Genomic DNA, 21,894 nt, shown 5'->3' on the forward strand with positions numbered 1-21,894 from the left:
CGGAAGCTAAGCCCTCCAGCGCCGATGGTACTGCACTCGGGAGGGTGTGGGAGAGTAGGACACCGCCGGACAATCTTTCAATTCAGGGCCACCCCCGTGCGGGGTGGCCCTGAATTGCGTTGAGTCCCGGAAAGCCGGCCGGAGCCGGCCCTCGGATGAGCGGGGTCAGCGGCTCTGGACGGACTCGCGGATGTCGCGGAACAGCGCTGCCGCGTCGTCGATCCGGCGGCCCGGGAACATCCCCATTACGACGCTGCCGTGGTCGGCCCAGCCGCACACCGCGAAGTCGCCACCGTCGCCGGTGGTCGTACCGCACTTCATCACGCCGCCCAGGCGGCCGGCGTCCACCTCGCGCAACCCGGCCACCCGGCCGGTCTCGTCCGCCATCAGCCCGAACAGGGTGTCCAGGTCGCGTTCGGGCTGCCACAGCAGCGTGGTGCCGCCGAACAGGAGCACCGAGCGCTTGACGTCTCCCCGGTCGGAGTAGACAGCCCCGAAGCCGCGGTCCAGCTCGATGTCGGCGGCCAGCCCGTCGCGCAGGTACTCAGCGGTGCTGCGGGCCCGCTCACTGTCGTCCCGCACCAGCCCGGCCACCTCGGCGGGCTGGCCGAGGGTCGTGTCCTTCTGCTGGAGCACGCGCCAGCCGCCCACTCCGAAGGCGCCGGCACCGGCCAGGCCGGCCGCGACCAGGGCGGCAAGGACGATCTTCCGGCGCCGCGAGAACGGACGGCGTTCGGACTCCTGCGCGGGGTCGCGGCGGCTCAGCTCGATCGGCTCTTCGGTCAGCTCGAACGGATCGGAACCCCCGTCGACCGCGCGCTCCGTGAGATGCGCATCGGACATGACCGCCACCGTACGCGAATCACAGGTGGTGCACGTCGGGTCCCCGAAAGCGCTCCGTAGACTTTCAGAGTGACCGAGAGACTGGATGCCCGACGCCCCGACGCCCCGACCCTCGCCGGCCAGTACCAGCCCGGCGAGGTAGAGCAGCGACGGTACGAGCAGTGGGTAGCCGGCGGCCACTTCCGGGCGTCGGCGGACAGCGAGAAGCCGCCGTTCACCATCGTCATCCCGCCGCCGAACGTCACCGGGTCGCTGCACATGGGGCACGCGTTCGAGCACACCCTCATGGACGCGCTCACCCGGCGCAAGAAGATGCAGGGGTACGAGGCGCTCTGGCTGCCGGGCATGGACCACGCCGGTATCGCCACCCAGAACCTGGTCGAGCGGCAGCTCGCCGGGGAAGGGCTGTCCCGCCACGACCTCGGACGGGAGAAGTTCGTCGAGCGGGTCTGGCAGTGGAAGGCCGAGTCCGGCGGCGCGATCCTCGGCCAGATGCGCCGGCTCGGCGACGCGGTCGACTGGGACCGTGAGCGCTTCACCATGGACGAGGGCCTGTCCCGGGCCGTGCAGACCATGTTCAAGAAGCTCTTCGACGACGGGCTCATCTACCGGGCCAACCGGATCATCAACTGGTGCCCGCGTTGCCTCACCGCGCTGTCCGACATCGAGGTGGAGCACACCGACGACGAGGGCGAGCTGGTGTCGATCCGCTACGGCGACGAGGTCGTGGTGGCGACCACCCGCGCGGAGACGATGCTCGGCGACACGGCGGTGGCGGTGCACCCCGACGACGAGCGCTACCGGCACCTGATCGGCACCGAGGTGGAGCTTCCGCTCACCGACCGGCGCATCCCGATCGTCGCCGACGAGCACGTCGACCCGAGCTTCGGGACCGGCATGGTCAAGGTGACCCCGGCGCACGACCCGAACGACTTCGAGATCGGCCAGCGGCACGACCTGCCCTCGCTGACGATCATGGACGAGCGCGGCGTCATCACCGCGCCCGGCCCGTTCCAGGGCCTGGACCGGTACGAGGCCCGGCTGGCGATCGTCGCGGCGCTGCGCGAGCAGGGCCGGATCGTGGCCGAGAAGCGGCCGTACCTGCACGCGGTGGGGCACTGCTCGCGGTGCAAGACGACTGTCGAGCCGCGCCTGTCGTTGCAGTGGTTCGTCAACACCGCGCCGCTGGCGAAGGCGGCCGGTGACGCGGTGCGCGACGGCCGGGTGAAGATCGAGCCGGCCGAGCTGGCCAAGCGTTACTTCGCCTGGGTCGACAACATGCACGACTGGTGCATCTCCCGCCAGCTGTGGTGGGGCCACCGCATCCCCGTCTGGTACGGCCCGGACGGCGAGATCGTCTGCGTCGGCCCGGACGAGGAGCCGCCGACCGGCGAGGGCTGGCGGCAGGACGAGGACGTCCTGGACACCTGGTTCTCCAGCGGCCTGTGGCCGTTCTCCACGCTCGGCTGGCCCGAGCGCACCCCCGACCTGGCGAAGTTCTACCCGACCAGCGTGCTCGTCACCGGCTACGACATCCTGTTCTTCTGGGTCGCCCGGATGATGATGTTCGGCCTGTACGCGATGGACGGCGTGCAGCCGTTCGACGTGGTGGCGCTGCACGGCATGGTCCGCGACGAGCACGGCAAGAAGATGTCGAAGTCGTTCGGCAACGTGGTGGACCCGCTGGACTGGATCGACCGCTTCGGCGCCGACGCGACCCGGTTCACGCTGGCCCGGGGCGCGAACCCCGGTCAGGACGTGCCGGTCAGCGAGGAGTGGTGCCAGGGCTCCCGCAACTTCTGCAACAAGCTCTGGAACGCCACCCGCTTCGCGCTCCTGAACGGCGCGCACACCGACGGCCCGCTGCCGGACGCCGCAGGCCTATCCACCGTCGACAGGTGGATCCTGTCCCGGCTGGCGCACGTCACGGCCGAGGTGGACGAGCAGTTCGAGGCGTACGAGTTCGCCAAGGTCTGTGACCTGCTCTACCACTTCGCCTGGGACGACGTCTGCGACTGGTACGTGGAGCTGAGCAAGCCGGTGCTCGCCGAGGGTGGGCCGGCTGCCGACACCACCCGCCGGGTGCTCGGACACGTGCTGGACCAGCTCCTGCGGCTGCTGCACCCGGTCATCCCGTTCGTCACCGACGAGCTGTGGTCCGCGCTCAGCGGCGGCGAGACCGTGCTGACGGCGTCCTGGCCGGTCGCCGACCGTACCCTGATCGACGACGCCGCGGAGGGCGAGGTCGCCACGCTTCAGCGGGTGGTGACCGAGGTCCGGCGGTTCCGCTCCGACCAGGGGCTGCGGCCGACCCAGCGGGTCGCGGCGCGGCTCGACGGCCTGGCCGGCGCGGGCATCGCGGCGCACGAGCCGCTGGTGCGCTCGCTGGCCCGGCTCGACGCGCCCGGCGACGGCTTCCAGGCCAGCGCCACGCTCGCCATGCCCGGTGCGGTGAGCGTCGCGCTCGACACCCGCGGCTCGATCGACGTGGCCGCCGAGCGCGCCCGGCTCACCAAGGACCGGGCGGCGGCCGAGAAGGAGGCCACCCAGGCGCGGGCGAAGCTGGACAATCCGGCGTTCGTCGGCAAGGCGCCCGAACCGGTGGTGGCGAAGATCCGCGAACGGCTGGCGGTGGCCGAGGCGGACCTGGTCCGGATCGACGCCGCCCTGGAGGCGCTGCCCTCGTGAGCGCGAGGAGAGAGCCGGGGGCGCGAGCCCCGCAGTCGCGAACGGAAAGTGGTGCCGCATGAGCGACCGCACCGAGTTCGCCGAGGTGGAGGCCGCGCTCAACGCGCGCGGCTTCACCCGGATGCACTTCGAGCTGGAGAAGATCGAGACCCTGCTCGACCTGCTGGGCAGCCCGCAGCGGGCGTACCCGTCGATCCACCTGACCGGAACCAACGGCAAGACCTCGACGGCCCGGATGATCGACTCGCTGCTGCGGGCGTTCGGGCTGCACACCGGCCGCTACACGAGCCCGCACCTGGAGACCGTCCGGGAGCGGATCAGCCTGGACGGCGAATCGGTGAGCGAGGAGCGGTTCGTGTCCACGTACCGCGAGATCGCGCCGCTGGCCGAGCTGGTCGACCAGCGGTTCGCCGAGCCGCTGACCTACTTCGACATGACCACGGCGCTGGCGTTCGCCACGTTCGCCGACGCTCCGGTCGACGTGGCGGTGGTGGAGGTCGGGCTCGGCGGCGCGGAGGACGCGACGAACGTCATCCAGGCCGGCGTCGCCGTGATCACCCCGATCGGGCTGGACCACACCGAGTGGCTCGGCGACACGATCGAGGACATCGCGCTGCACAAGGCGGGCATCATCCACCCCGGCGCCACAGTCATCGCGGCGGCGCAGGAGGAGGATGCGGCCCGGCCGATCCTGGAACGCTGCGCCGAGGTGAACGCCACCGTCGCGCGGGAGGGCGCCGAGTTCGGCGTGCTGCGCCGCGCGGTGGCCGTCGGCGGCCAGGTGCTGACCATCCAGGGCCTGGGCGGGGTGTACGAGGAGATCTTCATCCCGCTGCACGGCGCGCACCAGGCGCAGAACGCGGCGGTGGCGCTCGCCGCCGTGGAGGCGTTCCTGGGCGCCGGGGCCCGGCGGCAGCTCGACATCGAGGCGGTCCGTGAGGGCTTCGCCGCCACCAGTTCGCCGGGCCGGCTGGAGCGGGTGCGTACCGCCCCGACGGTGCTGCTCGACGGCGCGCACAACCCGCACGGGATGGCTGCCACGGTCGCCGCCGTGCAGGAGGAGTTCGCGTTCAGCAAGCTCGTCGGCGTGCTGGCGGTGCTCGGCGACAAGGACGCGGCGAGCCTGCTGGAACTGCTCGAACCGGTGCTCGACTCGATCGTGGTGGCGGAGAACAGCTCGGCCCGGGCGATGCCGGTGGACGAGCTGGCCGCGCTGGCGCGGGAGATCTTCGGGCCGGAGCGGGTGCAGGCGACCCGGGAGATGCCCGACGCCATCGAGGCGGCCGTGGCGGAGGCCGAGGCGGACGTGCCGGGCGAACTGTCCGGGGTGGGCGTGCTGATCACCGGATCGGTGGTGACAGTGGCCGACGCCCGCCGGCTGCTCAAGCGATGACCGGCCCGCAGCAGCGCCCGGCCGGCGCTGAGCAGCCGACGGGTCCGGAGCAGGCGACGGGTCCGCAGCAGCCGGCTGGCGACGCGGCGGAGGACCGGGCGCCGGACGGCGGGCGGCGGTCCGGGCTACGGAACCCGGACAAGGCGGTACGCGGGCTGGGCGCCGGCACGATGTCGCTGGAGGCGCTGGTGCTGCTGCTGGCCATCCAGCCGATCCGGGTGGTCGGCGGTGACCTGAGCGGCGCGGCGATCGGCGCGATCGTGGCGCTGGCGGTCGCCTGCGTGGTGCTGGCCGGCATGATGCGCCGCCCGTGGGCGTGGCACGCCGGCACCGTGCTCCAGGGTCTGCTGCTGCTCTCCGGGCTGCTGCACTGGTCGCTGTTCGCGCTCGGGGTGATGTTCGCGCTGGTGTGGGCGTACGCGCTGCACGTGCGGCGGGTCATCCTCGGCTGAGGACGGCCGCCGGGTACGGCTCAGGCGTCGGCGAGCGTGCGCCACTGGGTCAGGGCCACGCCGTGGCCGTCGGGGTCGCGGAACGCCGCCGCCCACACCTCCAGCTTGGTGCCCCGGTTGACCACGCGCGGGGCGTACGTGAACCGGACGCCGGAGTCGCGCAGCCGCTCGTACGCCCCCTGGATGTCGTCCACCTCCAGGTTGACGTGCACCAGCCGGCGGCTGATCGGGGCGGCACCGGTCACCCGGCGCAGCACCAGCCGGGTCGGGCCGGAGGAGAGCACGGCGTTGCCCTCGCCCCGGTCCAGTTCGTCGAAGCCCAGTTCGCGGTAGAAGTCGAGGGACCGGTCCAGGTCGGCGACGAGCAGCGTGATGCCGACGCCACTGATCGGGCTGGCCAGATCGTCCGGCTCGGCCGAGCCGAAGATCGCCTCGTCCAGTTCCTCGGCGGTCGGCGGCACGTCGGAGCGCCGAGGAGAGTCCGAGGGATCGTCCAGCGGCACGTCGATCGGGTCGGGCAGGGTGTCAGCTGCCGGCGCGGGGTCGGCTACCGGTCCGGCGTCGGCTGCCGGTTCAGGGTCGACCGCCGGTCCGGGGTCGGCGAGCACCGTGTCGACACGCACCGTGTCGGCCGGCTCCTCGGCCGGTGCGCGGGGCGCGGGGGCACGGCGGGGGAGCGGGCCGGTGGTGGCGGCCCGTTCGACGAGCTGCCCCTCCAGCACCACCGGGCCGCCAGGGCTCTGGTGCAGCACCACCGGCTCGCGTTCCTCGGCCCGGGGCGGGACGTCGTCCAGGTACGGGTCCGGCGCGGGCGGGTAGTCGTCGCGGAAGTCGTCCTCCGGCGCGCGCCCGGCCCACGGCGGCGCCTCCTGCGCGATCAGCGGCTCGTCCAGCGGGTCCGGCTCGGGGGCGTACTCGGGCGGCATATCGGCGACGGCGGCGGCGCTCTCCGTGTGCGTGGGCACCTCGTCCCAGAGCACGCGTACGTGCCGCTGGTCGTCGAGCGCCACCCGGACCGGCAGCGCCTGGCCCAGCGAGGGCCACTTGGCGACCGGCACCCGAGGCTCGATGATCTTCTTGGAGCGGGGCGGCAGCCCCGGCGCGTCGATGACGAGTTGCAGCTCGCACCGGCCGAACGCGTACTGGGTGGGTGGCTCGGAGGCGCTGTGCACGTGCCCCAGGCCGATCACCCAGGTGCGACCGCCGCCGCGCACCGTGGCCAGGGCGATCGCCAGCACGAGCAGGGCGACGCCGAGGGCCACGATGGCCCAGCTCGTCATGCCGAGCCCGAACACCGTCACGAAGGTGGCGACGGTGCCCAGCACCACGCCGATCAGTTTGCGTACCGGCGCGATCGTGCGGTTCCCGCCATTCGCCACAGTGGACCTCCCAGGGGTTCCATGGTCAGGCTAGGCCGCCGCGGCGGGCCAGGGAAGACGCAGCCGCCGCGCCGGCGTCGGGACCGGGTCGCTACGCTGACCGTACCCAGCCGAACCCCGTTGAGCGCACAGGAGGCAACCAGCGTGTCCAGCAGCAGCCCGGACGAGCGGACGCTCGTACTGATCAAGCCCGACGCGGTGCGCCGGGGTCTGGTGGGCGAGATCCTGTCCCGCTTCGAGCGCAAGGGCCTGCGGATCGACGCGATGGTGAGCCGGACCATGGACGGCGACTTCGCCGACCAGCACTACGCCGAGCACGTCGACAAGCCGTTCTACCCGCCGCTGAAGACGTTCATGACCAGCGGACCGCTGGTGGCGCTCGTGCTCTCCGGCGACCAGGTGATCGAGGTGGTGCGCGCGATGATCGGCAGCACCGACGGCCGCAAGGCCGCCGCCGGCACCATCCGCGGCGACCTGTCGCTGTCGAACCGGGAGAACCTGGTGCACGCCTCCGACTCGGCGGACAGCGCCAAGCGCGAGATCGCGCTCTGGTTCCCCGAGCTGGCCTGACCGACCCGCCGACGGCCCCGGCCCCGCGTCTTCGCGGGACCGGGGCCGTCGTGTGTCCGCATTCAGACACAGGCCGCCGTCAGACCAGGGCCGCCCTCAGGCCAGGGCGGGCGGCTGGGTCTGGCAGGTCACCGCGATCCGGTTCCACACGTTGATGGTGGCGATCGCCATCACCAGGTCCGCCAGTTCCTTCTCCGACCACACCTTCGCCGCGGCGTCCCAGACCTCGTCCGGCACGCCGTGCTCGCCGAGCCGGGTCACCGCGTCGGTGAGGGCCAGCGCGGCCCGCTCCCGCTCGTCGAAGAACGGCGCCTCGCGCCACGCCGCCACAGCGAACAGCCGGCGGCTGTCCTCACCGGCCGCCAGCGCGTCCCGGCTGTGCATGTCGACGCAGAACGCGCAGCCGTTGCGCATCGACGCCCGCAGCTTCACCAGCTCCAGCACGGTGTGGTCCACGTTCGCCCGGACGTACTTCTCCAGGCCCAGCACGGCCTGGTACGCCTCCGGTGCCACCGCCACCATGTCCATCCGGCTCATCGCCGCCTCCTCGAGGTTGGGTACGCGGACAGGACGAGGTGGCGCGGGCGCGGTGTGACGGGACGGCGGTGTGACGGTGGTCATGATCGGGCGCTGGACAGCGGGCGTTGACATGCCGGTCACCTCGACCGGAGTTCCCGGCCCCCTGCGGCCGGTAGACCGGGCTGGCGACACTGCCGAGACCGGGAGAACCCATGACGCACTTCGATCGACGTACCCTGCTCCGCGCCGGCCTGGTCGCCGGTGCCGGAGTCGCCGGCGGCGCGCTGCTCGGCGCGCCCGGCGCGCGCGGGCGGCGGTCGGCGACTTCAGCCCGCTCTGGGAGTTCGTCTCCGGCCCCGCGCACGCCGGTGCGTTCGGCCCGAACGCGCTCGACGGCACGTTCGGCCCGAAGGCGGTCTTCGTGCACGCGCCGCCGCGCGCCAACACCTCCCCGGCCGAGGGCTTCCAGCACTTCGGCGAGGTGTCGATCGACGGCCCGTCGGCGGCCCTGACGGTGCACCTGCGGGACCGCTCCGGCGCCTCCCTCTGGACCACCACTCTCACGGCCCCGTCGCGCCGCTGACCCCCGGCCGACTCCGTTGATCATGAGGTTGGCGGCGATGTCGATCTCGGATGTCGCCGTCAACCTCATGATCGCCGGGGGAGAGGTGGGGCGGGCGATACTCGGCGGCGCGGCGGGTGGGAGGTCGAGTACGCTTCAACCCACAGGCGACGACCCGGCCATCACCGGTGAGCCTCCGGAAGAACGGCCGGGTCACCGGCTCAGTAGAACCGGACGGGACGGCCCGTCACAGCCGGCCAACGAGCGGGCGGTCGCACCTCGGCCGCCAAGCGGGGTGGTACCGCGGGCCACGCCCGGTACGCCGTTCACGGCGTACCGGATTCGGCTCGTCCTCGCAGACCACAGACGAGTGAGCTGCTGAGGGAGAGCGACAGGCGATGGCCTATCCGTTGCACGACCCGACCGGCGCCGGTGTCCCGGCAAGCCCGGACCTGCCCGCGGTCGAGCGCCGGGTGCTGGAGCACTGGACGGCCGACAAGACCTTCGAGGCGTCGGTGGAGGCCCGCGACGCCGGCCGCGACGGCGAGAACGAGTACGTCTTCTACGACGGCCCGCCGTTCGCCAACGGCCTGCCGCACTACGGGCACCTGTTCACCGGCTACGTCAAGGACGTGGTGCCGCGCTACCAGACCATGCGCGGGCGGCGCGTCGAGCGCCGGTTCGGCTGGGACTGCCACGGCCTGCCCGCCGAGGTGGTGGCCGAGAAGCAGCTCGGCATCACCACCAAGGCGGAGATCCTGGACCTCGGCGTGGCCCGGTTCAACGACGCCTGCCGCACCTCGGTGCTGGAGTTCACCCACGACTGGGAGCGGTACGTCACCCGGCAGGCCCGCTGGGTCGACTTCGCCAACGACTACAAGACGCTCGACCTGGACTACATGGAAAGCGTCATGTGGGCCTTCAAGACCCTGCACGACAAGGGGCTGGTCTACGAGGGCTTCCGGGTGCTCGCGTACTGCTGGCGGTGCGAGACGCCGCTGTCGAACACCGAGACCCGGATGGACGACGTCTACCGGGACCGGCACGACCCGACGCTCACCGTCTGGTTCGAGCTGACCGCCGACGAGAACGCGCCGGAGCCGCTGCGCGGGCCGGTCAAGCTGGGCGTCTGGACGACCACGCCGTGGACCCTGCCGTCGAACCTGGCGCTCGCCGTCGGCCCCGACATCGAGTACGCGCTGCTGGAACGCGACGGCGAGCGCTACGTCGTCGGTGCCGCGCGCCTCGGCGCGTACGCCAAGGAACTCGAGGGGTACGAGCAGGTCGGCACCGTGTACGGCCGCGACCTGGTCGGACGCCGCTACACGCCGCTGTACGACTTCCTCGTCGAGCCGGCCGGCCCGAACGCCTACCAGGTGCTCGGCGCGGACTTCGTCACCACCGAGGACGGCACCGGGATCGTCCACCTGGCCCCCGCCTTCGGCGAGGACGACCAGAACACCTGCAACGCCGCCGGCATCCCCACCGTCGTGACGGTGGATGACCACACGCGGTTCACCGCGCTGGTGCCGCCGTACCAGGGCGAGCAGGTCTTCGACGTGAACAAGCCGGTGATCCGGGAGCTGAAGGAGCGGGGGGTGGTGCTGCGGCAGGACACGTACACCCACTCCTACCCGCACTGCTGGCGCTGCGACACCCCGCTGGTCTACAAGGCGGTGTCGTCGTGGTTCGTCGCGGTGACGACGTTCAAGGACCGGATGGTCGAGCTGAACCAGCAGATCAACTGGACCCCCGGCCACATCAAGGACGGCTCGTTCGGCAAGTGGCTCGCGAACGCCCGGGACTGGTCGATCAGCCGGAACCGGTTCTGGGGCTCGCCGATCCCGGTGTGGCGCTCCGACGACCCGAACTACCCGCGCGTCGACGTGTACGGCTCGCTCGCCGACATCGAGCGTGACTTCGGCGTACGCCTGACCGACCTGCACCGGCCGGCGGTGGACGACCTGGTCCGCCCCAACCCGGACGACCCGACGGGCAAGTCGATGATGCGCCGGGTGCCGGAGGTGCTTGACTGCTGGTTCGAGTCCGGCTCGATGCCGTTCGCCCAGGTGCACTACCCGTTCGAGAACCGCGAGTGGTTCGAGCACCACTACCCGGGCGACTTCATCGTCGAGTACATCGGGCAGACCCGCGGCTGGTTCTACACCATGCACGTGCTGGCCACCGCGCTGTTCGACAGGCCGGCGTTCCGCAACTGCCTGAGCCACGGCATCCTGCTCGGCTCGGACGGGCGCAAGATGTCCAAGAGCCTGCGCAACTACCCGGACGTCTACCACGTCTTCGACGCCTACGGGTCGGACGCGATGCGGTGGATGCTGATGTCCTCGCCGGTGCTGCGCGGCGGCGACATGGCGGTCACCGAGGCGGGCATCCGGGACGCGGTGCGCCAGGTGCTGCTGCCGCTGTGGAACGTCTGGTACTTCTTCTCGCTCTACGCCAACGCCGACGGCCACACCGCGCGTCGTCGTACCGACTCGGCGAACGTGCTCGACAGGTACGTGCTGGCGAAGACGAACGAGCTGGTCGCGACCATCGGCGCGCAGATGGACGCGTACGACATCTCCGGCGCCTGCGCCACCGTGCGGTCCTACCTGGACGCGCTCACCAACTGGTACGTGCGCCGGTCCCGGGACCGGTTCTGGGCCGGCGACGCGGACGCGTTCGACACGCTGTGGACCGTGCTGGAGACGCTGTGCCGGGTGGTGGCGCCGCTGGCGCCGCTGACCGCCGAGGAGATCTGGCGGGGGCTGACCGGCGAGCGGTCGGTGCACCTGACCGACTGGCCGCAGGCGGCGCAGTTCCCGGCCGACCACGAACTGGTCTCCGCGATGGACAACGTCCGGGCGGTCGCCTCGGCGGCGCTGTCCCTGCGCAAGGCAAAGGGCCTGCGGGTGCGGCTGCCGCTGGCGAAGCTCACCGTGGCGTCGCCGGTCGCCGACCAGCTGCGGCCCTTCGCCGACCTGGTCGCCGACGAGGTGAACGTCAAGGAGGTCGTGCTCACCGACGAGGTGTCCGCGTACTGCCAGCAGGTGCTCACCGTGGTGCCGCGGGCGCTCGGCCCGCGTGTCGGCAAGGCCGTCCAGCAGGTGATCAAGGCGGTCAAGGCGGGGGAGTGGGAGCTGCGCGACGGTGCCCCGGTCGCCGCCGGGGTCACGCTCGCCGAGGGCGAGTACGAGCTGCGCCTGGTCGCCGCCGACGCCGAGCACTCCGCGCCGCTACCAGGCGGTGAGGGAGTGGTCGTGCTGGACACCGAGGTCACGCCGGAACTCGCCGCCGAAGGGCTGGCCCGGGACGTGGTCCGCGTCGTGCAGCAGGCCCGCCGCGACGCCGACCTGGACGTCTCGGACCGGATCACGGTGGCCGTCTCCGCCTCGGAGGAGGTACGCGCGGCGGTCGCCGCGTACACCGATTTCGTGGCCCGGGAGGTGCTGGCCGACAGCGTCGACTTCGCCGAGGGCCTCGACGGCTTCGCCGGTGAGGCGGGCGAGGGCGAGCGCGTGACGGTGACGGTCCGCAAGGTGTGAGCGGACCGGGCCCTCCTGCACCCCCTCGGGTGGAGGAGGGCCCGGCCCCAGCGAGTGGACTGCGGGCCACCCGCTCGGTGGCGGACGGCCGCGTCGGCTACCGTGACAGCGCCTGTTTCACGTACGACCGCCGGAGGACCCGTGCCCCTGCTCTACACCATCGGCAAGCTCACCGTGGCACCCGCGCTCCGGTTGGCCTTCCGTCCGCACGTGGAGGGTTTGGAGCACATCCCGGCGACCGGCGGCGCGATCTTCGCCAGCAACCACCTCTCCGTCGCCGACGAACTGCTCCTCGGCACCGTGGTGCCCCGCCACCTGGCGTTCTGGGCCAAGTCGGAGTACTTCAACGGCACCGGGCTCAAGGGCGGCTTCTCCAAGTTCGTGCTCACCGGGCTGGGCGCGATCCCGGTCGAGCGGGCCGGTGGGCGGGCCGCGCTCACCGCGTTCGACGCGGCGATCCCGGTGCTCAAGGCCGGTGACCTGGTCGCCGTCTACCCGGAGGGCACCCGCTCCCCGGACGGGCGGCTCTACCGCGGGCGTACCGGCACCGTCCGGCTGGCGATCGCCGCGGGCGTGCCGGTCATCCCGGTCGGCGTGACCGGCACCGACAAGGCCCAGCCGATCGGTACGCGGATCCCGCGTCCGGGCCGCGCCAAGATCACCATGAAGTTCGGCAAGCCGCTGGACTTCACCGGCCGCTCCGACGACCGCACGTCGCTGCGCGTGATGACCGACGAGATGATGGCCGAGATCCAGAAGCTCAGCGGCCAGGTGTACGTCCCGCGGTACGCGCCGAAGCGCGCCGACCAGGCCACGGGCGACCAGGCCGGCGGCGAGCAGACCGCCTGAGCGGTCAGGACTTCGGCACCACCACGCGCTGGCGCAGGTCGTTCAGCAGCCGCCCACTGTCGTCCACCGACAGCCGGGTGAACACCCCGGTGGTGAGGCTGCCGTGGTCGGCCGAGACGCAGACCACCACCGAGTCGCCGTCCGCCCGGCCGACCGCGCAGCGCTCGTGGCGTCCCCGCACGCCGGTGTCCACCACCACCGACTCCTGCAGGGCGTAGTCCCCGGCGAGGCGGTCGAGTTCCGACTTGGCGTCCGACTCCGGACTGAACCGCAGGCCGGTGCTGCCGAACAACGTCACCCGCTTGCCGTCGCTGGTGGTGTAGATGCCGGCGAACGTGTCCTCGGCGAGCAGGTTCGACTCGCGTACCCGGGCTTTCAGCTCCTCGGCGACGGCCCGGCTGCTCTCGTCCTGGCGTAGCTGCATCGAGTCGATCTGGTCCGGAAGGCTGGCGCTGGCCGGGTACTGGCTGGAGATCGGCAGGAACCACCAGAGCGGCAGTCCGCAGCAGCAGGCGATGGAGAGCAGCAGCACCCAGGGCCAGCGGCGCCGGCGACGGGTCCGCTTGGGCGGCTGCTGCCAGCCGGGCGGCGGCGCGACCGGCGGTCCGGCCTTGCCCCGGCGCTGCTTCGGCGGCCGTCCGGGCTTCGCCGGCGGCGCGACCGGCGCGGCCGGTGGCATCGGACGGGCGGCCGGCGGTGCGGGGTGGCGCGGCGGCGAGACCGGCCGGGCCGGTCCCGGGTAGGGCGCGCTGGGCGGCGGCGAGACCGGCCGGGCCGGTCCGGGGTACGGCGCGCCGGGCGGCGGCGACACCGGGCGGGCGGCGGGCGGCGCGGGATGGGCCGCGGGCGGTGCCGGCTGCGGGGCGGAATGCGCCGGGTGGGCCGGTGGCGCCGCGGGTGGGGCCGGGTGGGCCGGGTGCGGGTTCGGCGCGGCCCAGGGCGCGGTGTACGGCAGCGTCGGTGTCAGGGGCGGCAGCTCCGGGGCGTGCAGCTCCCAGCCGGTGGTGTCCACCCCCGCCCACGGGTCGACAGGTGTGGCGTGTTCCGGCGACGCGAGCGGCGGCACCGGCGTGGGCTCGGCGGACTCCCCCCAGGCGGGCCGGCGTGGCGGCGGTGGCGGGACGGCGGCGGAACCACTCCAGCGGGGCGCGGGCGCCTCGACCCGGGTCGGGTCCGGGGTCGTCTCCACCCGTGTGGGATCCGGCGTGCTCGCGGCCCGGGCGGCGTTCTCGACCTTCGTGGGGTCCGGGGCGGTGGTGGCCCGGGGCGGCTGCGGCGCGAGGTCGATCCGGGTCGGATCCGGCCGGCGCCCGGTCCGGGGAGTGGGTACGGGCGTGGTGCGGCCCGGAACCGGTGCCGATCCCCGAGCCCGGGTGACCGGTGCGGGCGATCCTGCCCCGGCGGTCGGTGCCTCGGCCGTGTCACTCGGCGTCCCGGCGGGAGCGTCGCCGGTCGCCGCGTCGCCGGTCGCCGCGTCGCCGGTCGCCGCGTCGCTGGTCGCCGCGTCGGCGGGCGGGTGCGGGGTGGCGTCGTCGAGTAGGGCGGTGCCGGCAGGGTCCGCGTGGCTCCCCGCCGGTTCGGCTCGTTCGTCCTGCCGCGCGGCTTCGGCCCGCGCCGTCGGTTCGGCCTGCGCTGTCGGTTCGGCCCGCACTGTCGGTTCGGCGGGGCCTGGGGAATCTGCCGCCGCTTCGGTCTGCGCCGTCGTCCCGGCCTGTGGTGCCGCGGTCGGCGCGGGCGTGGACTGCGGGTCGAGGGTCGAGGTCGCCGGACTCTGGGCGGTCGGGACGTCCGGAGGCGAGTCGTCGGAGTGGTCGCCCGACGGCCGGTCACCGGGCTCGGCACCGCGCGGCTGCTCGCCGGACGCGGCGGACGGCCGGCGGTCGGGCGTACCGTCGTGCGGCCTGCTGTCGGCGTCGGACGAGCGGTCGACTGGTGCCCCGGCGGGGGTCTGGTCGGCGGCGGCGTCCGACGGCCGTTCGGCCGGTGCCCTGTCGGGGGTCCGGTCGTCGGCGGTCTCCGGCGTGCCGGCGGACGGAGACGCCGGAGCCGAGGCGCCGGTGGCGTCCTCGGTGTCGACGGCGGTCGCCGGCTCGGTGACGGACGGCATCTCGGCCCCGTCGGCCGGCCGGCCCGCCGCCGGCTGCGGCTGCGGCATCGCGGCTATCTCCTCTCGCGCCCGTTGCGAGGTTAGTACCGTCCCGCCACCCACCACGAATCCCGCCCTCTCGCACCGGTGATCTAGTCCCCACGCCGGTGATCAAGGAGTTCGTGTCCGTCAGGAGCGCGGAACAGCACGCAAACTCCTTGATCAACGCGGCGGAGCCGGGCGCGGGCGGGTGGCGGCGGGGCGGAGGGCGGGGGAGGGCGGGGGCACCGCGTACGCTTGGGCATCATGAGTGCCCCGTCCACGACCCCGCGTCCCGCCGCCGCCAACTCGGTCTGGCCTCGGCTGGAGCCGTTGCTGCCGCAGGTGACAAAGCCCATCCAGTACGTGGGTGGAGAGCTGGGAGCGGTGGTCAAGGACTGGGACGCGGCCACCGTCCGCTGGGCGCTGATGTACCCGGACGCGTACGAGGTGGGTCTGCCCAACCAGGGCGTGCAGATCCTGTACGAGGTGCTCAACGAGCTGCCCGACGTGCTGGCCGAGCGCACCTACGCGGTCTGGCCCGACCTGGAGAAGCTGATGCGCGCCCACGGCGTGCCGCAGTTCACCGTCGACGCCCACCGTCCGGTGCGTGACTTCGACGTGTTCGGCGTCTCGTTCTCCACCGAGCTGGGCTACACCAACCTGCTCACCGCGATCGACCTGGCCGGCATCCCGCTGCTCGCCGCCGACCGCACCGACGCCGACCCGGTGATCGTGGCCGGCGGGCACGCCGCGTTCAACCCGGAGCCGATCGCCGACTTCGTCGACGCCGCGGTGCTCGGCGACGGCGAGGAGGCGGTGCTGGAGATCACCGCCATCGTCCGGGAGTGGAAGGCGGAGGGCTCCCCGGGCGGCCGGGACGAGCTGCTGCTGCGGCTGGCCCGCACCGAGAGCGTCTACGTGCCGCGCTTCTACGACGTCGACTACCTGCCGGACGGCCGGATCCAGCGGGTCGTGCCGAACCGCCCGGACGTGCCGTTCCGCGTGCACAAGCGCACGACGATGGACCTGGACGCCTGGCCGTACCCGAAGAAGCCCCTGGTCCCGCTCGCCGAGACCGTGCACGAGCGGTACGCGGTGGAGATCTTCCGCGGTTGCACCCGGGGCTGCCGGTTCTGCCAGGCCGGCATGATCACCCGACCGGTGCGGGAGCGCTCGATCACCACCGTCGGCCAGATGGTCAAGGAGGGGCTGGAGTTCTCCGGCTTCCACGAGGTGGGCCTGCTGTCGCTGTCGTCGGCCGACCACTCGGAGATCGGCGACATGTGCTCCGGCCTGGCCGAGCAGTACGCCGGCACCAACGTCTCGCTGTCGCTGCCCTCGACCCGGGTGGACGCGTTCAACATCGACCTGGCCCAGGAGCTGTCCCGCAACGGGCGGCGGACCGGTCTGACGTTCGCCCCGGAGGGCGGGTCGGAGCGGATCCGCAAGGTGATCAACAAGATGGTGTCGAAGGAAGACCTCATCCGCACCGTGGTCACCGCGTACTCCAACGGCTGGCGCCAGGTGAAGCTCTACTTCATGTGCGGCCTGCCCACCGAGACCGACGAGGACGTCCTGGAGATCGCCGACATGGCGCACGAGGTGATCCGGGCCGGCCGCGCGGCCACCGGATCCAAGGACATCCGCTGCACGGTCTCCATCGGCGGGTTCGTGCCGAAGCCGCACACCCCGTTCCAGTGGGCCTCGATGGAGCGGCCGGAGGTCATCGACGGCCGGCTCAAGCTGCTCAAGCAGGCGATCAACAGCGACCGGTCGCTGGGCCGGGCGATCGGCTTCCGCTACCACGACGGCGAGCCGTCGCTGATCGAGGGCCTGCTGTCCCGGGGTGACCGCCGGGTCGGCGCGGTGATCCGCAAGGTCTGGGAGAACGGCGGCCGGTTCGACGGCTGGAGCGAGCACTTCTCGTACCAGCGCTGGGTCGACGCCGCCGCCGAGGTGCTGCCGGCGTACGGGGTGGACCTCGACTGGTACACCACCCGGGAGCGCGAGGAGCTGGAGGTCCTGCCCTGGGACCACCTCGACTCCGGCCTGGACAAGGACTGGCTCTGGCAGGACTGGCAGGACTCGCTGTCGGAGTACGAGCAGGACGACTGCCGCTGGACGCCCTGCTTCGACTGCGGCGTCTGCCCGTCCATGGACACCGAGATCCAGATCGGCCCGACCGGCCGCAAGCTGCTGCCACTCACCCCGGTCAACGGTCTCAAGCTGCCCGCCACCGCCCAGGGCTGAGGCCGCCGGCACCCGACCGGAGCGCGGGCACCCCACCGGGTGCCCGCGCTCCGTCGTCTCTGCCGGTGGCCACCGCGCGACGCGGGGTGGGGGTGCCCCGACTGGTCCATCCTCGATACGCTGCGTCCGTAGTGGACCGGCCGGGGCCGGCAGCGGGGAGGACAGGCAGCATGGGCATCAATCCGCCGGACACCGGCGATCTGCACGTCAGCGTCGAGGACCTGGATGCGGCGGCCGAATACATCGAGCGCCTCAAGCAGTACGTCGAGGACACCATCTCCTGGGAGATGGAGCGCATCAAGCTGAACATGCAGGGCGACAGCAACAGCCCGCAGATCGTGGCCAACGGCACCCCGTTCGGCGCCTTCAGCGACGCCCGCCTGCAGTGGCAGGCGCTGGAACGCTCCACGGCCAACATGGAGAGCCACCTCAAGGGCCTCTCCGCGAAGCTGGCCGGTCTGAAGAAGGGCACCGAGGAGATCGCCAAGGCGTTCCGCGACGCCGAGGAGCGCAACGCCGCCAACGGCAAGGACATCGAACGGCTGCTGGAGTCGGCGGCGGAGCCGCCGGCCGCGGCAGAGCCGCCCACCTACCCGTACCCGGCCTGAGAGAGAGGAGACGGTCATGGCTGGAGCCACCTGGGAACGCTGTGTCCGCGAGGTGACGCTGTCAGCGGATCCGTACACCGTCGGCCTGGTCGGCTCGGGGTGGAGCAACCTCTCCACCGCTCTCGGCCACCTGCGCGACTCCCTCGCCGGCCGGTCGTTCGTCGGCCCGATCGCGGCCGGCCAGGAGCGCCCGCACACCGGCGGCCTGCCCGGGATGCTCGCCGGCTGGAAGGGCAGCGGCGGCGACGCGTACCGCGAGCACCTGTCCGAGATCGGCAAGGACATCGAGGATCTGATCACGCACGCCAGCAACGTCAGCGGGGCGCTGTCGCGGATCGAGAGTGACATCCGCAAGACGGTGGCCAGCATCCCGATCCCGCTGATGGACAACTTCGGCTGGAACGAGTGGAGCCTGCCCGGCGGCACCGAGCTGGACGACGCGCGCGACGGTGAGAGCCAGTCCGGCTTCCTCGCCGCCCTGCGCAGCGACTTCCAGGCGAACCAGGCGCTGTACGCCGACGGCGCGTTCCGCGACAAGGCCGACGACCTCGAAGCCACCATGAAGATCGACGGCAACGCCAACGACCAGAAGCGTGGCGGCTGGTGGGACACCAAGTCGCACCTCGACAACTGGTACAACGACAACCAGAAGGCGGCCAACGCGGCGATGTCGCCGCTTCCCGCCGCGGTGGATGCCGAGCGTCCCAAGCTGGCCGTACCCCGTCCCACCCGGGAAGAGCTGGACGACGGCTACCGGGGGGACCCGCGGGTCCCCCCGACGGGTGTGCCCGGCGGTGGCCTGCCGGGTGGCGGCGGGATGCCGGGCGGCGGGATGCCCGGAGGCGGCGGTGGCGGCCCGATGCCGTCGATCGGCAGCACCGGCATCGGTGGCGGCACGCCCGGTGGTGGTTCGTACACGCCGCCCCCCGGTGGGCCCGGCAGCGGCGTCCCCGGCGGCGGTTCCTACACCCCGCCGACCATCGGCGGGCCCCCCGAGCTCGGTGGTGCCCCGGGCTCGGGCACCCCGGAGTACGGCAGCGGCCTGGCGGGCGCGGGCGGGCCCGGCACGGTCACCGCGGGCGGACCGGCCACGCTCGGTCTCGGCGGGGGCGGACTGAGCGCTGGTGGCGGCGGCTTCGGTGGCGGTGGCGGCGGCGCCGGTCTGGGTTCGGCCGGTGGGATCGGCGGCGGTGGGATCGGTGCGGCCGGCGGCCTGGCCATGGGCGGCCTGCCCGGCATGGTCGGTGGCGGTAACGGCAAGGTTCCGCCGCTGACCAGCGCGGCCAGCGCGCTGAAGGCCGCGGCCGGAGCGGGGCCGGGCGGCGCGGCCGGTACGCGTGGCGGGATGGCCGGCGCCGGGATGATGGGCGGCGGAATGATGGGCGGTCACGGCGGCGCCGGGCACGGGGGTGACGCGGCAGGGCACTCGTCGTGGTTGACTGAGGACGACGATCCGTGGGGTGCCGGTGACGGTGCGTCCCCGGGCATCCTGCGATGAGGACGGACGGATGAAGGTGCACGTCGGCGCGCTTCGGCCGGTGGCGGCCGGTCTGCTTGCCGGACTGATGCTGCTGGGCGCCGTCCAGCCGGCGGTCGCCGCTCCGCGCCGTGCCGAGCAGTGGTATCTGGACGAGCTGCGGATCGACAGGGCACATCAGATCTCCACCGGGCGGGGCGTCGTCGTCGGCGTGCTGGACACCGGTGTCGACGCCGGGCACCCCGACATGCGGGGTCAGCTCCTGGCCGGGGGCAGCACCCGCGGCTCGGGCGACGGCCGGAGCGACCCGGACGGCCACGGCACCCACATGGCCGGGATCATCGCGGCCAACGGCGCCGGGGTGGTCGGCATCGCGCCCGACGCCCGGATCCTGCCCATCCGCAAGCCCGTCGGCGCGGCGGCCACCCCGGACGACTCCGCGACCGGCATCCGGATGGCAGTCGACGGCGGGGCGAAGGTGCTCAACCTGTCGTACGGCGGTGGTGGGGCCGTGGACGAGGGCGAGGCGGCCGCGATCCGGTACGCGCTGGAGCGCGACGTGGTCGTGGTGGCCGCCGCCGGCAACATCCGGCAGTCCGGCCCGGACGTCGCCTCACCCGCAAACATTCCCGGCGTGATCGCGGTGACCGGCACGGTCCGGGGTGGAGGCTTCTGGTCCGGATCGGCCCAGGGCCCGGAGGCGGTGATCGCCGCACCCGGCGACGAGGTCTACAACATCGGCCCGGACCGGGGCTACGGCTGGGGGGACGGCACCTCCGACGCCGCCGCCATCGTCTCCGGCGTCGCGGCGCTGATCCGGTCGAAGCACCGCGACCTCTCCGCGCCCGACGTGATCAACCGGATCATCCGCACCGCTCGGGACGCCGGCCCTCCCGGCCGGGATCCCCGGTTCGGCTTCGGCCGGATCGACCCGGTCGCGGCACTCACCGCCGACGTGCCGTCGGTGTCGGCGAACCCACTGCTCGGGGACGCCGCGCCGAGCGCGTCCGCGCCACCGGCCGCCGCCGAGGACGACAACTTCGACGTGACGAAGTACGGCGACCGGGGCGGCCCCACCGACCAGCAGGTGATGGTGATCGGCATCGGCATCGCCGTGGCGCTCGTCGTGCTGCTGGCGCTCGTGGTGTTCCTGATCTGGAACCGCCGCCGTCACCGGCGCGAACTGGCCCGGGCCGGCTCGATCCCGGACGAGGAACTGGACCGGATGAACGGGCAGGGCCCGCCGGTGCCCGCCGGTCACGTGACCGCCCAGCCGCCCGGCTACGGCCCGCCCGGCGCCTACCCGCAGCCGGGCGGACACCCCCAGCCCGGTGCGTACCCGCCGCCCGGCGCGGGCACCTACCCGCCCCACGGTCAGGCCCACCACACTCCACCCGGCCGGAGCCCGTACGCCCCACCCGGTGACGACGACCGTTCCTGACCCACCGCGGGTACGGATCCCGCACACCACCCCTCACCGCCCCCGGAGAGCCGCCCCCGCACGCCCGCGCCCGGACGCCCGGCCGGGCCCCTGAGCTCGTCGATCATGAAGTTGACGGCGCAATCGGAGATCGACTCCGCCGCTAACTTCATGATCGACGAGGCGGGGTCCAGGGCGGGGTGGGGTGGGCTGGGGCGAGGGTGGGGCGAGTTTGGGTGGGTTTGGGGTGGGTGGGGTGGCCCCGGGTGTGGGGCGCGGTGAGCGCTGCGTCAGGATGAGACCGATACGCAGGCACAGCCGAGGAGCTCACGATCGCCAGAAAGCCTCAACCCGAGGGCGGCCAGGCCCCCGTCGTCCAGCGGGTCCGTATCCGGTACGCCAAGCGTGGGCCGCTGCGGTTCACCTCGCACCGGGACTTCGCCCGGGCCTTCGAGCGCGCGCTGCGCCGGGCCGGCGTGCCGATCGCCTTCTCCCAGGGCTTCACCCCACATCCGAAGATCTCGTACGCCTCGGCCGCCCCGACGGGCGTGGCGAGTGAGGCCGAATACCTGGAGATCGGGCTCCGTGAGCCCGTCGACCCGGCGCGGCTGCGCGAGGCCCTCGACGCCGCGCTCTCGCCCGGCCTCGACGTACTCGACGCGGTGGAGGCCACCGGCGGCAGCCTGGCCGACCGGATCGAGGCGTCGTACTGGCGTATCGAGCTGCCCGAGGTCGACCCGAAGGTGCTGGCGGAGGCCGTGGCGGCCTTCACCGCCGCCGAGGAGATCCAGGTCGAGCGGATGACCAAGCAGGGGCGGCGTACGTTCGACGCCCGTGCGGCAGTGGCGTCGATCGATGTCGTGGCTCCGGCTGAGACGCCTTCCGGGGCGGCGGCCGTACCGTGTGCGATACTCGAACTGGTCGTGCGGCAGGTCACCCCGTCCGTTCGGCCCGATGACGTCCTGTCCGGCCTCCGCGCGGTGGCCGCCCTGGAGCCGCCGGTCACCCCGAAGGTGATCCGGCTGGCGCAGGGCACGTTGACCGCGCAGGGCGAGATCGTCGATCCGTTGGACGCGGATCGCGACGGGGCAACCATCGGAGAGCGCTGACCGTCGGTCAACGCTCTGGCAGGCAGACTTCGGCGGTCGCGCGTCTGCGCGCCCGGCGGAAACACCTTTGCGGCAACCCTGCGTGGCAGCGCTCACCCGCGC

Annotated in this window: 15 protein-coding genes and 1 pseudogene; 12 read left to right on the forward strand and 4 right to left on the reverse strand. The window is 72.9% G+C overall.

All coding sequences use genetic code 11. The annotated features are described in order from the left end of the window. Window positions 1–165: 165 nt before the first annotated feature. Entirely contained in the window at window positions 166–843 is a 678-nt protein-coding gene (locus ACGFIA_RS19645; RefSeq protein WP_357474306.1) for a hypothetical protein, read from the reverse strand. A gap of 69 nt (window positions 844–912) precedes the next feature. On the opposite strand from ACGFIA_RS19645, the gene ACGFIA_RS19650 reads away from it, so the two are divergent. From ACGFIA_RS19650 to ACGFIA_RS19660, 3 genes are read left to right on the forward strand one after another with little or no spacing between them, the layout of a single operon-like run. After that, window positions 913–3,531 carry a valine--tRNA ligase gene (locus ACGFIA_RS19650; RefSeq protein ID WP_393261294.1) on the forward strand — a complete coding sequence of 873 codons (2,619 nt, stop codon included), beginning with the start codon at window positions 913–915 and terminating at the stop codon, window positions 3,529–3,531. Window positions 3,532–3,589: 58 nt separating this feature from the next. After that, complete coding sequence (locus tag ACGFIA_RS19655) at window positions 3,590–4,924, forward strand: folylpolyglutamate synthase/dihydrofolate synthase family protein (protein WP_357474312.1); 1,335 nt, start codon at window positions 3,590–3,592, stop codon at window positions 4,922–4,924. Then, window positions 4,921–5,376: a DUF4233 domain-containing protein gene (locus tag ACGFIA_RS19660; RefSeq protein ID WP_357474315.1), complete on the forward strand. Its 456-nt coding sequence runs from the start codon at window positions 4,921–4,923 to the stop codon at window positions 5,374–5,376. The genes ACGFIA_RS19655 and ACGFIA_RS19660 overlap by 4 nt, the downstream gene beginning before the upstream one ends. A 20-nt stretch (window positions 5,377–5,396) precedes the next feature. On the opposite strand, the gene ACGFIA_RS19665 is transcribed toward ACGFIA_RS19660, so the two are convergent. Beyond that, window positions 5,397–6,755 (reverse strand): VOC family protein, encoded by a 1,359-nt coding sequence (locus ACGFIA_RS19665; RefSeq protein ID WP_357474318.1) that lies wholly within the window; start codon window positions 6,753–6,755, stop codon window positions 5,397–5,399. Between the two features lie 144 nt (window positions 6,756–6,899). Between ACGFIA_RS19665 and ndk the strand changes: the two genes are divergently transcribed. Next, window positions 6,900–7,325: a nucleoside-diphosphate kinase gene (gene ndk, locus ACGFIA_RS19670; RefSeq protein WP_030503075.1), complete on the forward strand. Its 426-nt coding sequence runs from the start codon at window positions 6,900–6,902 to the stop codon at window positions 7,323–7,325. A gap of 96 nt (window positions 7,326–7,421) precedes the next feature. On the opposite strand, the gene ACGFIA_RS19675 is transcribed toward ndk, so the two are convergent. Then, complete coding sequence (locus tag ACGFIA_RS19675) at window positions 7,422–7,862, reverse strand: carboxymuconolactone decarboxylase family protein (RefSeq protein WP_357391061.1); 441 nt, start codon at window positions 7,860–7,862, stop codon at window positions 7,422–7,424. Window positions 7,863–8,145: 283 nt separating this feature from the next. On the opposite strand from ACGFIA_RS19675, the pseudogene ACGFIA_RS19680 reads away from it, so the two are divergent. From ACGFIA_RS19680 to ACGFIA_RS19690, 3 genes and pseudogenes are all read left to right on the forward strand, one after another. Beyond that, window positions 8,146–8,427: pseudogene (locus tag ACGFIA_RS19680) on the forward strand (alkaline phosphatase); the annotation flags it as partial. Window positions 8,428–8,804: 377 nt separating this feature from the next. After that, window positions 8,805–11,951 (forward strand): isoleucine--tRNA ligase, encoded by a 3,147-nt coding sequence (ileS, locus tag ACGFIA_RS19685; RefSeq protein ID WP_393261299.1) that lies wholly within the window; start codon window positions 8,805–8,807, stop codon window positions 11,949–11,951. A gap of 141 nt (window positions 11,952–12,092) precedes the next feature. Continuing rightward, window positions 12,093–12,800: a lysophospholipid acyltransferase family protein gene (locus tag ACGFIA_RS19690; protein WP_357391067.1), complete on the forward strand. Its 708-nt coding sequence runs from the start codon at window positions 12,093–12,095 to the stop codon at window positions 12,798–12,800. Between the two features lie 4 nt (window positions 12,801–12,804). Here the strand turns inward: ACGFIA_RS19690 and ACGFIA_RS19695 are convergent, their stop codons facing one another. After that, window positions 12,805–14,955 carry a hypothetical protein gene (locus ACGFIA_RS19695; RefSeq protein ID WP_393261302.1) on the reverse strand — a complete coding sequence of 717 codons (2,151 nt, stop codon included), beginning with the start codon at window positions 14,953–14,955 and terminating at the stop codon, window positions 12,805–12,807. A gap of 237 nt (window positions 14,956–15,192) precedes the next feature. Between ACGFIA_RS19695 and ACGFIA_RS19700 the strand changes: the two genes are divergently transcribed. From ACGFIA_RS19700 to ACGFIA_RS19720, 5 genes are all read left to right on the forward strand, one after another. Further along, on the forward strand, window positions 15,193–17,178 hold the full coding sequence (locus ACGFIA_RS19700) for a TIGR03960 family B12-binding radical SAM protein (protein WP_357476426.1): 1,986 nt from the start codon (window positions 15,193–15,195) through the stop codon (window positions 17,176–17,178). Window positions 17,179–17,348: 170 nt separating this feature from the next. Beyond that, the gene (locus ACGFIA_RS19705; protein WP_357388411.1) at window positions 17,349–17,786 is read left to right on the forward strand and encodes a hypothetical protein; all 438 of its coding nucleotides are present in this window, start codon (window positions 17,349–17,351) and stop codon (window positions 17,784–17,786) included. A gap of 16 nt (window positions 17,787–17,802) precedes the next feature. After that, a complete protein-coding gene (locus ACGFIA_RS19710; protein ID WP_393261305.1) occupies window positions 17,803–19,284 on the forward strand; it encodes a hypothetical protein in 1,482 nt (493 codons plus the stop codon). Between the two features lie 10 nt (window positions 19,285–19,294). After that, window positions 19,295–20,704 (forward strand): type VII secretion-associated serine protease mycosin, encoded by a 1,410-nt coding sequence (gene mycP, locus ACGFIA_RS19715; RefSeq protein ID WP_357476430.1) that lies wholly within the window; start codon window positions 19,295–19,297, stop codon window positions 20,702–20,704. A 368-nt stretch (window positions 20,705–21,072) separates the two neighbouring features. Continuing rightward, the gene (locus ACGFIA_RS19720) at window positions 21,073–21,792 is read left to right on the forward strand and encodes a TIGR03936 family radical SAM-associated protein (RefSeq protein WP_357388519.1); all 720 of its coding nucleotides are present in this window, start codon (window positions 21,073–21,075) and stop codon (window positions 21,790–21,792) included. Window positions 21,793–21,894: the final 102 nt, after the last annotated feature.

The organism is Micromonospora sp. NPDC049203, from assembly GCF_043197215.1.
Taxonomy (GTDB): domain Bacteria; phylum Actinomycetota; class Actinomycetes; order Mycobacteriales; family Micromonosporaceae; genus Micromonospora.